The following is a 14033-nucleotide window of genomic DNA, read 5'->3' as shown; positions in this document are numbered from 1 at the left end:
TATGAATGGGCATAAGGCACTTTCGCCCCGCTGTGTGGAGACTCTTCCCTTGACCACCATCGTTTCAGTCCGCCGTCACGGCAAAGTCGTCATGGGCGGCGACGGCCAGGTTTCTCTCGGCAATACCGTGATGAAAGGCAACGCGAAAAAAGTCCGTCGCCTGTACCACGGCCAGGTCATCGCCGGTTTTGCCGGTGCCACCGCTGACGCCTTTACCCTCTTCGAACGTTTCGAAGGCCAGCTTGAAAAACATCAGGGCCACCTGGTGCGCGCCGCTGTCGAACTCGCCAAAGAATGGCGCACCGACCGCTCCCTGAGCCGCCTCGAAGCCATGCTCGCGGTCGCCAACAAAGACGCTTCGCTGATCATCACCGGCAACGGTGACGTGGTCGAACCTGAAGATGGCCTGATCGCCATGGGTTCCGGCGGCGGCTATGCGCAAGCCGCGGCCAGCGCCCTGCTGAAAAAGACCGACCTGTCGGCCCGCGAAATCGTCGAAACCGCCCTCGGCATCGCCGGCGACATCTGTGTATTCACCAACCACACTCAGACCATTGAGGAGCAGGATCTCGCTGAATAAGCCTGACGCGGCCTTGTGCCACGGCTTGTTTCTGCTTGAGGACCGTCAATTACTATGTCCATGACTCCCCGCGAAATCGTCCACGAACTCAACCGCCACATCATCGGCCAGGACGATGCCAAGCGCGCCGTCGCGATTGCCCTGCGCAACCGCTGGCGCCGCATGCAGCTGCCTGAAGAGCTGCGCGTTGAAGTGACCCCGAAGAACATCCTGATGATCGGCCCGACCGGTGTCGGTAAAACCGAAATCGCCCGTCGTCTGGCGAAACTGGCCAACGCGCCGTTCATCAAAGTCGAAGCGACCAAGTTCACCGAAGTCGGCTACGTTGGCCGTGACGTCGAATCGATCATCCGTGATCTGGCCGACGCCGCGATCAAGATGCTTCGCGAGCAGGAAATGACCCGCGTGCGCCATCGCGCCGAAGACGCCGCCGAGGATCGTATCCTCGACGCACTGCTGCCGCCGGCCCGCATGGGCTTCAGCAATGAAGAAGCGCCAAGCAGCGATTCCAACACTCGCCAGCTGTTCCGCAAGCGCCTGCGCGAAGGTCAGCTGGACGACAAGGAAATCGAAATCGAAGTCGCCGAAGTCGCCGGCATCGAAATCGCCACGCCGCCCGGCATGGAAGAGATGACCAACCAGCTGCAGTCGCTGTTTGCCAACATGGGCAAGGGAAAAAAGAAAGCCCGCAAGCTCAAGGTCAAAGAAGCGCTGAAGCTGGTGCGCGACGAAGAAGCCGGGCGTCTGGTCAATGAAGAAGAGCTGAAGGCGAAAGCGCTGGAAGCGGTTGAGCAGCACGGTATCGTGTTCATCGACGAGATCGACAAAGTCGCCAAGCGTGGCAACGTCGGCGGCGCCGATGTCTCCCGTGAAGGCGTACAGCGCGACCTGCTGCCGCTGATCGAAGGCTGCACCGTCAACACCAAACTGGGCATGGTCAAGACTGACCACATCCTGTTCATCGCCTCTGGTGCTTTCCACTTGAGCAAGCCGAGCGATCTGGTGCCTGAGCTGCAAGGCCGTCTGCCGATCCGCGTCGAACTCAAGGCGCTGAGCCCGGGAGACTTCGAACGCATCCTCAGCGAACCGCACGCCTCGCTCACCGAGCAATATTGCGCGTTGCTGAAGACCGAAGGCCTGAACATCCAGTTCCAGCCCGAAGGCATCAAGCGTCTGGCGGAGATCGCCTGGCAGGTCAACGAGAAGACCGAGAACATCGGTGCCCGTCGTCTGCACACGCTGCTTGAGCGTCTGCTGGAAGAGGTGTCGTTCAGCGCAGGCGATCTGGCCAGCACGCACGATGAGAAGCCGATTCTGATCGACGCCGAATACGTCAACAGCCACCTCGGCGAATTGGCGCAGAACGAAGACCTGTCACGTTATATCCTGTAAGCCACTCTTACAGATGTAATGGAACTGTGGGAGCGAGCCCGCTCGCGAAGACGGCAGTACATTCAACCCTTGTGTTGACTGAACCACCGCTTTCGCGAGCAGGCTCGCTCCCACAAGGTTCCGCACCAGACGGATACCTGCTCATGATCCCCACCGACATCAAACTGCACAAAGCCTCGAAAACCCTGACGCTCACCTACGCGTCCGGCGAGGAATACACCCTGCCCGCCGAATACCTGCGCGTGCACTCCCCCTCCGCCGAGGTCCAGGGCCACGGCAAACCGATCCTGCAATTCGGCAAGCTCAACGTCGGTCTGAGCAAGCTGGAACCGGCCGGTCACTACGCACTGAAACTGACCTTCGACGACGGTCACGACAGCGGCTTGTTCACCTGGGATTATCTCTACGAGTTGGGGCGACGTCATGACGCACTCTGGGCCGATTATCTGGCCGAGCTCAAAGCGGCGGGCAAGACCCGCGATCCGAACGAGTCAGTCGTCAAGCTGATGCTCTAGCCCGTGCCTTGCGCTCATTAGAGGGCATTTTCTAAATTCATCTGTTTGAATGCTCTGCTGTGTGGCCGAGGATCGGCCCGCTTGCGAAAAAAATTAAACTCGGGTAACCAATGGAGCTGGCAAGTTCCCTGCAGTGCTCTACGACTGTAAAGCAGCTATGCAGAATTAACGGTCACCCGAGCAGTAGTACCTGGCATTGGCTGTGGAACTGCACAGCAGAAAACCGGGTACTCGTCTCAGGACAATGGAGCGTCGTAGATGAGTAACAAGAATAACGATGACCTGAAGTACCAAGCCTCGGAAAACACCCTGGGGCTTAATCCCGTCGTTGGGCTACGCGGAAAGGATCTGCTGGCCTCTGCTCGTATGGTGCTGAAACAGGCCATTAAACAACCGATCCATAGCGTCAAACACGTCACCCATTTCGGCCTCGAACTGAAGAACGTGTTGTTCGGCAAATCCGAACTGCAACCGGCTGGCGATGACCGTCGCTTCGCTGATCCTGCGTGGAGCCAGAACCCGCTCTACAAACGTTATCTGCAAACTTATCTGGCGTGGCGCAAGGAACTCCACGCCTGGATCGACGACAGCAGCCTGTCACCCAAGGACATCGCGCGCGGCCACTTCGTCATCAACCTGATGACCGAAGCCATGGCCCCGACCAACACTGCTGCCAACCCGGCCGCGGTAAAACGCTTTTTCGAAACCGGCGGCAAAAGCCTGCTCGATGGCCTCTCGCATCTGGCCAAGGATCTGGTACACAACGGCGGCATGCCGAGCCAGGTCAACATGGGCGCGTTCGAGGTCGGCAAGAGCCTCGGTGTCACCGAAGGCGCGGTGGTGTTTCGCAACGACGTGCTGGAGCTGATCCAGTACAAGCCGATCACCGAGCAAGTCCACGAGCGTCCATTGCTGGTGGTGCCGCCGCAGATCAACAAGTTCTACGTATTCGATTTGAGCCCGGACAAGAGTCTGGCGCGCTTCTGCCTGCGCAATAACGTGCAGACGTTCATCGTCAGCTGGCGCAACCCGACCAAGGCCCAGCGCGAATGGGGCCTGTCGACCTATATCGATGCGCTGAAAGAAGCCGTCGACGTGGTCACCGCGATCACCGGCAGCAAAGACGTGAACATGCTCGGCGCCTGCTCCGGCGGCATCACCTGCACCGCCCTGCTCGGCCACTACGCGGCGATCGGCGAGAAGAAGGTCAACGCCCTCACGCTGCTGGTCAGCGTGCTCGACACCACCCTGGACAGCGACGTCGCCCTGTTCGTCGACGAGCAGACCCTGGAGACCGCCAAGCGCCATTCGTATCAGGCCGGCGTGCTCGAAGGCAAAGACATGGCCAAGGTCTTCGCCTGGATGCGCCCGAACGACCTGATCTGGAACTACTGGGTCAACAACTACCTGCTCGGCAACGAGCCTCCGGTGTTCGACATCCTGTTCTGGAACAACGACACCACCCGGTTGCCCGCCGCGTTCCACGGCGACCTGATCGAGATGTTCAAAAACAACCCACTGATCCGCCCGAATGCACTGGAAGTGTGCGGCACGCCGATCGACCTCAAGCAGGTCACGGCCGACATCTTCTCGCTGGCCGGCACCAATGACCACATCACCCCGTGGAAGTCCTGCTACAAGTCGGCGCAGTTGTTCGGTGGCAAGGTGGAATTCGTGTTGTCGAGCAGCGGGCATATCCAGAGCATTCTGAACCCGCCGGGCAACCCGAAATCGCGTTACATGACCAGCGAAGAAGTGGCTGCCAATGCCGATGAATGGCAAGAGAACTCGACCAAGCACACCGACTCCTGGTGGCTGTACTGGCAGACGTGGCAGGCCGAGCGCTCGGGCAACCTGAAAAAGGCCCCGGTGAAACTGGGCAACAAGGCGTATCCGGCGGGTGAAGCCTCGCCGGGCACTTATGTACATGAGCGGTAACTGACACCCACCTTGTCATTGTGGGAGCGAGCCTGCTCGCGAAAGCGCTCATTCAATCAACATCGATGTTGGCTGACACGACGCCTTCGCGAGCAGGCTCGCTCCCACAGGGGGCGGGGTGTACTTGAAATCCACAGGGCCTGAAGCATGCCGCAACCGTTCATATTCCGTACCGTCGATCTGGATGGCCAGACCCTCCGCACGGCGGTACGCCCCGGCAAGCCTCACTTGACGCCCTTGCTGATTTTCAATGGCATCGGCGCCAACCTGGAGCTGGTGTTTCCGTTTGTCGCGGCGCTGGACCCGGATCTGGAAGTGATCGCCTTCGACGTGCCCGGTGTCGGCGGTTCCTCGACGCCGAACCGTCCGTATCGCTTTCCCGGGCTGGCCAAGCTGACGTCACGGATGCTCGATTACCTCGACTACGGCCAGGTCAACGTCATCGGCGTGTCGTGGGGTGGCGCACTCGCGCAGCAGTTCGCCTACGACTACCCCGAGCGCTGCAAGAAACTGGTGCTGGCGGCGACCGCGGCCGGTGCCGTGATGGTGCCGGGCAAACCGAAAGTGCTGTGGATGATGGCCAGTCCGCGGCGCTACATTCAGCCTTCCCACGTGATCCGCATCGCCCCGCTGATCTACGGCGGCTCGTTCCGCCGCGATCCGACCCTGGCCGCCAGCCACGCGGCTAAAGTCCGTTCGGCGGGCAAGCTGGGCTATTACTGGCAACTTTTCGCTGGCCTTGGCTGGACGAGTATTCATTGGCTGCACAAGATCCATCAGCCGACGCTGGTGCTGGCCGGCGATGACGATCCGCTGATCCCGCTGATCAACATGCGCATGCTCGCCTGGCGCATTCCCAACGCCCAACTGCACATCATCGACGACGGTCATCTGTTCCTGATTACCCGCGCCGAAGCGGTGGCGCCGATCATCATGAAGTTTCTCCAGGAGGAACGTCAGCGTGCAGTAATGCACCCGCATCCGACACCGCTCGGCGGTTAACTTCGTCGGCAGGCTTTATGCAGTGCTTTAAGAAAGAGTGCGCGGCAGGACGCCGCGCAGGCAGCAACCCGCAACAGCGTCTATGGTGTTCTGGTTCGGTGAGTTTGTTTTTGACCTGAAGACGAAGGAGTGTTGAGTCATGCGCGACAAACCAGCGACGGGCGTAGTGCCCAGCCCCGCCGTGTTCATCAACGCACAAAGTGCGATCACCGGTCTGCGTGGCCGGGACCTGATCTCGACCTTGCGCAGCATCGCCGCCCATGGCCTGCGCAATCCGATTCACAGTGCGAAGCACGCGTTGAAACTCGGCGGTCAATTGGGCCGCGTGCTGCTCGGCGAAACCCTGCACCCGACCAATCCGAACGACAGCCGTTTCGCTGATCCGGCGTGGAGCCTGAACCCGTTTTACCGGCGCAGCCTGCAGGCTTATCTGGCCTGGCAGAAGCAGGTCAAAAGCTGGATCGACGAAAGCAGCATGAGCGATGACGATCGCGCCCGCGCGCACTTCGCCTTCACCCTGCTCAACGACGCCGTGGCGCCGTCCAACACCCTGCTCAACCCGCTGGCGGTCAAGGAGCTGTTCAACTCCGGTGGGCACAGTCTGGTGCGCGGCCTCAGCCATTTGTTCGATGATTTGCTGCACAACGACGGCCTGCCACGTCAGGTAACCAAACAGGCTTTCGAGGTCGGCAAGACCGTCGCCACCACCACCGGTTCGGTGGTGTTCCGCAACGATCTGCTTGAGCTGATCCAGTACCGACCGATGAGCGAAAAGCAGTACGCCAAGCCGCTGCTGGTGGTGCCGCCGCAAATCAACAAGTACTACATTTTCGACCTGAGCCCGCACAACAGTTTCGTCCAGTACGCGCTGAAAAACGGTCTGCAGACCTTCATGATCAGTTGGCGCAACCCGGATGTACGCCATCGCGAATGGGGCCTGTCGACCTACGTCGAAGCGGTGGAAGAAGCGATGAACATCTGCCGGGCGATCACCGGCGCCCGCGAGGTCAACCTGATGGGCGCCTGCGCCGGCGGCCTGACCATTGCCGCCCTGCAAGGCCATTTGCAGGCCAAACGGCAACTGCGCCGCGTCTCCAGCGCGACCTATCTGGTGAGCCTGCTCGACAGCCAGATCGAAACCCCGGCCACGCTATTCGCCGATGAACAGACCCTTGAAGCCGCCAAGCGCCGTTCCTATCAGAAAGGCGTGCTCGACGGTCGCGACATGGCCAGGATCTTCGCCTGGATGCGCCCCAACGATTTGATCTGGAGCTACTTCGTCAACAACTACCTGTTGGGCAAAGAACCGCCGGCCTTCGACATTCTCTACTGGAACAACGACAACACGCGTCTGCCCGCAGCGTTTCATGGTGACCTGCTGGACTTCTTCAAGCACAACCCACTGACCCATCCGGGTGGACTGGAAGTGTGCGGCACGCCGATCGACCTGCAAAAAGTCACCGTCGACAGCTTCAGTGTCGCCGGTATGAACGACCACATCACGCCGTGGGATGCGGTGTATCGCTCGACCCTGCTGCTTGGCGGTGACCGGCGTTTCGTGCTGTCCAACAGCGGCCACGTGCAGAGCATTCTCAACCCGCCGAGCAACCCGAAAGCCGCATACGTCGAAAACGGCAAGATGAGCAGCGACCCGCGCGCCTGGTATTACGACGGCAAGCACGTCGATGGCAGTTGGTGGCCGCAGTGGCTGGAGTGGATTCAGCAACGCTCCGGCGCCCAGCACGAAACCTCGTTCACCCTCGGCAATCCGAACTATCCACCGATGGAGGCCGCGCCCGGTACTTACGTGCGTGTGCGCTGACGCTTAACCGAACTTTTCTAAGAAGACTGGATGAAAACCCGCGACCGGATTCTCGAATGTGCTCTGCAATTGTTCAACGAAAAGGGCGAGCCGAACGTCTCCACCATGGAGGTGGCCAACGAAATGGGGATCAGCCCGGGCAACCTCTACTACCACTTTCACGGCAAGGAACCGCTGATTCTCGGGTTGTTCGACCGCTTCCAGAATGAACTGGCGCCGCTGCTTGATCCACCATCGGATGTGGAGTTGGCGCCGGAAGATTACTGGCTGTTTCTGCATTTGATCGTCGAGCGGCTGGCGCAGTACCGCTTTCTGTTTCAGGACCTGTCGAACCTCGCCGGGCGCTTGCCGAAGCTGGCCAAGGGGATTCGACATCTGCTCAATGCGCTGAAGCGCACGCTGGCGTCGTTGTTGGCGCGGTTGAAGGCTGCGGGGCAGTTGGTCAGTGATACGCAGGCGTTGGGGCAGTTGGTGGAGCAGATCACCATGACGTTGCTGTTTTCGCTGGATTATCAGCGGATTCTGGATCGTGAGGGGGAAGTGAGGCTGGTGGTTTATCAGATCATGATGCTGGTGGCGCCGCATTTGTTGCCGCCGGTTAAGGTCGCCACGGAGCGGATGGCTCTTCAGTATCTTGAAGACCATGACTGAATCAAAAGCCCCTCACCCTAGCCCTCTCCCGGAGGGAGAGGGGACTGATTGGGGGATGCTGTAGAAGTACGCCGACCTGACAGTGCGTTACCGAATCCATAATCGATAAGGTCTTTCAGGTCGGCGTATAGCGTGAGACACCTCGGTCGGTCCCCTCTCCCTCTGGGAGAGGGCTAGGGTGAGGGGCTGTTGGAATTCAGATACAAAAACGCCCGACCTTCACAGGCCGGGCGTTTTGTTTTGCCCTGAAGAATCAGGACTGACTGGTTGGCGTCGACGGGGTCGATGCAGCAGTCGGGGTAGCCACCGGAGTCGGTGCCGCGGCGGAGTTCGACGCGCTCACCGGAGCTGCCGGGGTGGCCGGCTTGGCTGCAGCAGGTGCTGCTGGCTTCGGCGCTGCGGCTTTCGACGCGGCCGGTTTTTTCACTGCCGGTTTTTTCGCCGCAGCCGGTTTGGCTGCTGGCTTGGCAGCCGGTTTGGCGGCAGCGGTTTTCGCGGCTGGTTTCGCTGCAGTTTTGGCCGCAGGTTTTGCTGCCGGTTTGGCTGCGGCTTTGGCGGCAACCGGTTTGGCGGCTGCTTTGGCTGCTGGCTTGGCGGCAGCGGTTTTCGCTGCAGGCTTGGCCGCTGCTTTTGCTGCGGGTTTAGCGGCAGCTTTAGCCAATGGCTTGGCAGCGGATTTTGCCGCTGGTTTGGCCGCTGCGGTTTTCGCCGCCGGTTTTGCCGCAGCGGTTTTCGCCGCCACAGGTTGAGCCTTCAGACCGGTGAGTTTTTCGATCTGTTTGGTCAGTGTGTCGACCTTGCTGTTAAGTGCCTTGACCTCATTGCGGCTCGGTACACCCAGGCGCGAAATCGCGCTGTTCAGGCGCTTGTCGAAAGCCCCTTCCAGCTCGTCCCACTTGCCCAGTGCGCGATCTTTCACGCCGCTGATGCGCGACTTGGCCGAAGAAGCGGAGTCCTTGGCGGCATCGACTTTTTTGCCGACTGCGGACTTGGTGAGCTTCTCGGCTTTCTCGCCGTCTTTGACCAATGTATCGAAGAGCTTGCTGCCGTCAGTATCGATCTTCGAGTACACGCCTAAACCAGCCAGCCAGATCTTGCGGGAGTAGTCTTCGACTTTCCCGATCCACGAGCTGCCTTCTTTATCGGTGTTCTTTTTACCAGCCATCCCGTTCTCCTTAAGATTTACGCGCGACGCGTTCGAGCAATGCCGTCAGCTCATCGAGCTTAGCAGAGAGTGTCTCAACGTCATGTTTAGACGGAATGCCGATACGATTCAAGGCGCTTGCTACGCGGGAGTCGAACGCCTTCTCGACCTTGTCGAGTTGAACTTCGACACGACCTTTGAAAGAACTCACTTCGCTCTTGGCTTCATCGATCTCGGCGTTGGCCGCTTCGAGTTTTTCGGTGACGGCTTTTTTGCCTTTCTTTTCAACAGTTTGACCAGCCTTGATCAACTCTTGAAAGTACTCGCTACCCTCTTGGCCGACCTTGGCGTAGGCACCCAGGCCTGCCAGCCAGATCTTGCGGGCATAGGATTTGACGTCGCTCAGAGCAGAAGTCGAAGCGTCGATTTTTTTCTTCAAAATTACTTTGGCCATGGTGCACCTCACGCGCAGAAGGTTTGAGGAACTGCCCGCGAAAGTGTCGGGCTCAGGCACAAAGTAGGCAGAAAAATTAGAAACGGCACCCTAACAACTGACATAAACAGCAGGAGCACCACAAAACAAATGTAGGAGCGAGCCTGCTCGCGATAGCGGTGTATCAGTCAAAAATGATGTCGACTGACAGACCGCTATCGCGAGCAGGCTCGCTCCTACAGGGGATCGCGTTTCAAGCGGGAATCAGACCAACGCTTTATCGAGGGCCTTCTCGATCTCGGCTTTGATCATGCCGCTCATGGCCGACATCATGATGCCCAGTTCCACGTCGACCTTGATCGAATCGTCCGCCACATGCACCGCGCCTTTCACGCCCGAGCGCTTGAGGTTCAAGGTGTCACCCGACCATTGCGGCTCCAGGCCATATTGCTCGGAGAGTTTCTGCGCCAGCTTGTCGGCCTTCTCGCGGGCGGCTTCCTTGCCCAGATTGTGGGCACGCTCAACAGTGATTTTGGCCATTGATTGACTCCTGCTTTTTGAATGGGGCGAAAAAGATGTGTCGGTAAATCTTGACCGCCGCTGCGGCAAATCGTCCCGAAGGTTGCCCATCTTACCTTTAGCCATTCCAAGACAAAGCATGGCTTGGGGATTAGAATGTCGCGCATTCTCTTTTGGTGACAGCGATATGACTGATCAGCGCAAAGGCAGCGATGCCGAACCCACCACTCACTTCGGCTTCAAAAACGTTCCGGAAAGCCAGAAAGCGGAAAAAGTCGCTGAGGTTTTCCACTCGGTAGCCGCCAAGTACGACCTGATGAATGACCTTCTGTCGGGCGGCATGCACCGTCTGTGGAAGCGTTTCGCGATCGAACTCTCGGGTGTGCGCAGCGGTAACCGCGTGCTCGACATCGCCGGCGGTACCGGTGACCTGACCAAAAAATTCTCGCACCTGGTCGGCCCGACCGGTCAGGTGGTGCTGGCCGACATCAACGAATCGATGCTCAAGGTCGGCCGTGATCGTCTGCTCGATCTGGGTGTCGCCGGCAACGTAGAGTTTGTTCAGGCGGACGCGGAAAAACTGCCGTTCCCGGACAACCACTTCGACTGCGTGACCATCGCTTTCGGCCTGCGCAACGTGACGCACAAAGAAGACGCCCTGCGTTCGATGCTGCGCGTGCTCAAGCCCGGCGGTCGTCTGTTGGTGCTGGAATTCTCCAAGCCAACCAACGCGCTGATGTCGAAGGCCTACGACGCTTACTCGTTCGCCTTCATGCCGCTGATGGGCAAGCTGATCACCAACGACTCGGAAAGCTATCGCTATCTGGCCGAATCGATCCGCATGCACCCGAATCAGGAAACCCTGAAGTCGATGATGGTCGACGCCGGTTTCGACCGCGTGACCTATCACAACATGACCGCAGGCATCGTCGCCCTGCACCGCGGCATCAAGCCCTGATGTTGCTCACCGGGCTGCTCGCCAGCGTTGAACTCGGCCTCAACCGGGTGCTGCGTCTCGACAGCACGGCGTTGCCGCGGCTGGCGCATTTGACCGGCAAGGTGATTGCCGTCGACTGCCGCAGCCCGGCGCTGCAACTGTTCATCTTGCCGAGCGACGAAGGTTTGATGCTGGCCTCGCACTGGGAAACCGCTGTCGACTGCACCCTGCGTGCGCCGGCCTCGAGCCTGATCAAACTGGCCGTGAGCAAAGACAAGACCGCGGTGCTGCACGCCCCGGAAGTCGAGCTCGATGGCGACAGCGGCGTGCTGCTGGAGCTGGCCGGTGTGCTGCAAGACCTTGAGCTGGACTGGGAGTACGAACTCTCGCGCTGGCTCGGCCCGGTCGCCACGCAACTGGTCGGTGGCCACCTGCGTAGCCGCGCACGCTGGTATCAACAAGGATTTGCCAGCCTCAACCAGAACCTCGCCGAATACCTCGCCGAAGAATCGCGCACCCTTGTCGGGCAGCGCGAAGCCGAAGCGCGGTTCAGCGAACTGGACCGGATCAAACTTGATCTGGAACGTCTCGAGGCGCGTTTCGAGCGCCTTTCCCGATCCCTCGACCCAAGCGATAACGCATGAAGCTGCTCGCCGTCCGCCGTCTGCTGCGCATCCAGTCTGTCGTGATCCGCTACCGCCTAGATGACCTGCTGTTCGATCTGCCGCTGCCCTGGTTTCTCCTGGCGCTGCGCTATGTGCTGCCGTGGCGCTGGTTCCCGCGCAAGCCGCTGGACCTTAGCCGGGGGGCGCGTCTGCGCCTGGCGCTGCAGGATCTCGGGCCGATTTTCATCAAATTCGGACAGATTCTCTCGACCCGCCGTGACCTGCTGCCGGAAGACATCGCCGATGAACTGATGCTGCTGCAGGACCGCGTGCCGCCGTTCGATTCGCAGCTGTCGATCAAGCTGATCGAAGAACAGCTGGGCAAGAAAATCAGCGACGTGTTCAGCCGTTTCGACGTCGAACCGCTGGCCTCAGCTTCGGTGGCGCAGGTACATGCCGCGCAGCTGAAAACCGGCGAAGAAGTCGTGGTCAAAGTGATCCGTCCGGGTCTGAAGCCGATCATCGCGCAGGATCTGGCGTGGCTGTTCATCCTCGCCCGCGCCGCTGAAAAACTCTCGGCCGACGCGCGTTTGCTGCACCCGGTCGACGTGGTCCAGGACTACGAAAAAACCATCTACGACGAATTGGATCTGCTGCGCGAAGCGGCCAACGCCAGCCAGTTGAAGCGCAACTTCGAAGGTTCGCCGCTGCTCTACGTGCCGCAGGTCTACTGGGACTGGTGCCGGCCGAAAGTGCTGGTGATGGAACGCATCTACGGCATTCAGGTGACGGATCTAGCGACCCTCGCCGACCAGCGCACCGACATGAAAATGCTTGCCGAACGCGGTGTGGAGATTTTCTTCACTCAAGTGTTCCGCGACAGTTTCTTCCACGCCGACATGCACCCGGGCAACATTTTTGTCAGCACCGTCAATCCGTGGAGCCCGCAATACATTGCGATCGACTGCGGCATCGTCGGCAGCCTGACCCCGGAAGATCAGGATTATCTGGCGCGCAATCTGTTCGCGTTCTTCAAGCGTGACTACCGTCGTGTGGCGCAACTGCACATCGACTCGGGCTGGGTGCCGGCGGAAACCAAACTCAACGAATTCGAAGCGGCGATCCGTACGGTGTGCGAACCGATCTTCGAAAAACCGTTAAAAGATATTTCATTTGGCCAGGTGCTGATGCGTCTGTTCCAGACCGCACGACGCTTCAACATGGAAGTGCAGCCGCAACTCGTTCTGTTGCAAAAGACCTTGCTGAACATCGAAGGCCTCGGCCGCCAGTTGTATCCGGATCTGGATCTGTGGAACACCGCGCAGCCGTTTCTGGAGCGCTGGATGCGCGAGCGCGTCAGCCCGAAAGCCTTGCTCGGCAACGTGCAGAGCCAGTTCGAACAGCTGCCGCATTTGGCCAACATGGCTCGCGATCTGCTCGAACGCATGTCCCAGCCGCACGCCTACGACCCACCGCCGCCATGGCATAAACGCAAGGACGACTGGTTCCTGCGCCTGCTCGGTTGCGCGCATCTGGCCGGCGGGGTAATCCTCGCCATCGGTGGCCCGCTGCACGAATTGGGGCATTGGCCTGCGGGAATCATGGTGGCAGTCGGCTTGTATCTGGTCGTTCGCCGATAGCACGAATCAGCTGCAAGTTATAAGCTGCGAGCTGCAAGCCTGACGATACTGGAACACCGCAATCTGCTTTTACTTGCAGCTTGAAGCTCAAAGCTTGTAGCTGCGTTTCGGGAATTGAAGATGAAAAACTGGCTGGACGAGATCAAGTGGGACGCTGATGGCCTGGTGCCGGCGATTGCCCAGGATCACAAGACCGGACGCGTGCTGATGATGGCCTGGATGAACCGCGAGGCGCTCGAACTGACCGCTGCGGAAAACCGTGCAATCTACTGGTCACGTTCCCGTGGCAAGCTGTGGCGCAAGGGCGAAGAGTCCGGCCATGTGCAGACGCTGCATGAGATGCGTCTGGACTGTGACGCCGATGTGATCATCCTGATGGTTGAACAGATCGGCGACATCGCTTGCCATACCGGCCGTCAAAGCTGCTTTTATCGTGTCTTCGAAAACGGCGACTGGAAGACAGTCGACCCGGTCCTCAAAGATCCGCACGCAATCTATTCCGCAGGACACAAACATGAGTGACACCCTGACCCGCCTCGCTCAGGTACTTGAAGAGCGCAAAGGCGCAGCCGCCGACAGCTCCTATGTGGCTAGTCTGTATCACAAGGGTTTGAACAAGATTCTGGAGAAAGTCGGCGAAGAGTCGGTCGAAACCATTATTGCCGCCAAGGACGCCGCCATCAGCGGCGACTGCAGCGACGTGATCTACGAGACCGCCGACCTGTGGTTCCACAGCATGGTCATGCTCGCCCAACTGGGGCAGCATCCGCAGGCCGTACTGGATGAACTGGACCGTCGCTTCGGCCTGTCCGGACACGTCGAGAAAGCCTCGCGTCCGTCCGCCTGAACAATTTT

Annotated in this window: 15 protein-coding genes; 12 read left to right on the top strand and 3 right to left on the bottom strand. The window is 59.5% G+C overall.

All coding sequences use genetic code 11. The annotated features are described in order from the left end of the window. Positions 1-49: 49 nt before the first annotated feature. The 7 genes from hslV (at position 50) to QOM10_RS01935 (ending at position 7900) form a co-directional block, all read left to right on the top strand. Complete coding sequence (hslV, locus tag QOM10_RS01965) at positions 50-580, top strand: ATP-dependent protease subunit HslV (RefSeq protein WP_016984593.1); 531 nt, start codon at positions 50-52, stop codon at positions 578-580. Between the two features lie 54 nt (positions 581-634). Next, on the top strand, positions 635-1972 hold the full coding sequence (gene hslU, locus QOM10_RS01960; RefSeq protein ID WP_316917492.1) for an ATP-dependent protease ATPase subunit HslU: 1338 nt from the start codon (positions 635-637) through the stop codon (positions 1970-1972). Positions 1973-2115: 143 nt separating this feature from the next. After that, on the top strand, positions 2116-2487 hold the full coding sequence (locus QOM10_RS01955; RefSeq protein ID WP_174245039.1) for a gamma-butyrobetaine hydroxylase-like domain-containing protein: 372 nt from the start codon (positions 2116-2118) through the stop codon (positions 2485-2487). 258 nt (positions 2488-2745) lie between these two features. Beyond that, positions 2746-4425, top strand: a complete 1680-nt coding sequence (gene phaC, locus QOM10_RS01950; RefSeq protein WP_127925523.1) for a class II poly(R)-hydroxyalkanoic acid synthase — start codon at positions 2746-2748, stop codon at positions 4423-4425. 147 nt (positions 4426-4572) lie between these two features. Next, a complete protein-coding gene (phaZ, locus tag QOM10_RS01945) occupies positions 4573-5427 on the top strand; it encodes a poly(3-hydroxyalkanoate) depolymerase (RefSeq protein ID WP_034152967.1) in 855 nt (284 codons plus the stop codon). 139 nt (positions 5428-5566) lie between these two features. Continuing rightward, entirely contained in the window at positions 5567-7249 is a 1683-nt protein-coding gene (gene phaC, locus QOM10_RS01940) for a class II poly(R)-hydroxyalkanoic acid synthase (RefSeq protein WP_316917491.1), read from the top strand. A gap of 30 nt (positions 7250-7279) precedes the next feature. Beyond that, on the top strand, positions 7280-7900 hold the full coding sequence (locus QOM10_RS01935) for a TetR/AcrR family transcriptional regulator (protein ID WP_127925521.1): 621 nt from the start codon (positions 7280-7282) through the stop codon (positions 7898-7900). A 253-nt stretch (positions 7901-8153) separates the two neighbouring features. Here the strand turns inward: QOM10_RS01935 and QOM10_RS01930 are convergent, their stop codons facing one another. The 3 genes from QOM10_RS01930 to QOM10_RS01920 all read right to left on the bottom strand — a co-directional run bounded on the left by QOM10_RS01930 (position 8154) and on the right by QOM10_RS01920 (position 10017). Then, on the bottom strand, positions 8154-9065 hold the full coding sequence (locus QOM10_RS01930) for a phasin family protein (protein WP_316917490.1): 912 nt from the start codon (positions 9063-9065) through the stop codon (positions 8154-8156). A gap of 10 nt (positions 9066-9075) precedes the next feature. Then, positions 9076-9498 carry a phasin family protein gene (locus QOM10_RS01925; RefSeq protein WP_025110281.1) on the bottom strand — a complete coding sequence of 141 codons (423 nt, stop codon included), beginning with the start codon at positions 9496-9498 and terminating at the stop codon, positions 9076-9078. Positions 9499-9741: 243 nt separating this feature from the next. Further along, on the bottom strand, positions 9742-10017 hold the full coding sequence (locus tag QOM10_RS01920; protein ID WP_077570393.1) for a polyhydroxyalkanoic acid system family protein: 276 nt from the start codon (positions 10015-10017) through the stop codon (positions 9742-9744). A gap of 166 nt (positions 10018-10183) precedes the next feature. Here QOM10_RS01920 and ubiE point away from each other — a divergent pair, with 166 nt between their 5' ends. The 5 genes from ubiE (at position 10184) to QOM10_RS01895 (ending at position 14025) form a co-directional block, all read left to right on the top strand. Beyond that, positions 10184-10954: a bifunctional demethylmenaquinone methyltransferase/2-methoxy-6-polyprenyl-1,4-benzoquinol methylase UbiE gene (ubiE, locus tag QOM10_RS01915; RefSeq protein WP_008080626.1), complete on the top strand. Its 771-nt coding sequence runs from the start codon at positions 10184-10186 to the stop codon at positions 10952-10954. Beyond that, positions 10954-11577: an SCP2 domain-containing protein gene (locus QOM10_RS01910; protein WP_034152973.1), complete on the top strand. Its 624-nt coding sequence runs from the start codon at positions 10954-10956 to the stop codon at positions 11575-11577. The genes ubiE and QOM10_RS01910 overlap by 1 nt, the downstream gene beginning before the upstream one ends. Further along, positions 11574-13178, top strand: coding sequence for a ubiquinone biosynthesis regulatory protein kinase UbiB (ubiB, locus tag QOM10_RS01905; RefSeq protein ID WP_038360035.1), 1605 nt, complete (start codon positions 11574-11576; stop codon positions 13176-13178). Before QOM10_RS01910 ends, ubiB begins: the two co-directional genes overlap by 4 nt. A 120-nt stretch (positions 13179-13298) precedes the next feature. Continuing rightward, on the top strand, positions 13299-13700 hold the full coding sequence (gene hisI, locus QOM10_RS01900) for a phosphoribosyl-AMP cyclohydrolase (RefSeq protein ID WP_007909357.1): 402 nt from the start codon (positions 13299-13301) through the stop codon (positions 13698-13700). Continuing rightward, positions 13693-14025 carry a phosphoribosyl-ATP diphosphatase gene (locus tag QOM10_RS01895; RefSeq protein ID WP_003220849.1) on the top strand — a complete coding sequence of 111 codons (333 nt, stop codon included), beginning with the start codon at positions 13693-13695 and terminating at the stop codon, positions 14023-14025. The genes hisI and QOM10_RS01895 overlap by 8 nt, the downstream gene beginning before the upstream one ends. Positions 14026-14033 lie beyond the last annotated feature (8 nt).

The sequence above is a fragment of the Pseudomonas sp. P108 genome, assembly GCF_032613195.1.
Taxonomy (GTDB): domain Bacteria; phylum Pseudomonadota; class Gammaproteobacteria; order Pseudomonadales; family Pseudomonadaceae; genus Aquipseudomonas.
The sequence above is the reverse complement of the archived record's forward strand: the minus strand, read 5'-3'. Positions and strand labels throughout refer to the sequence as shown.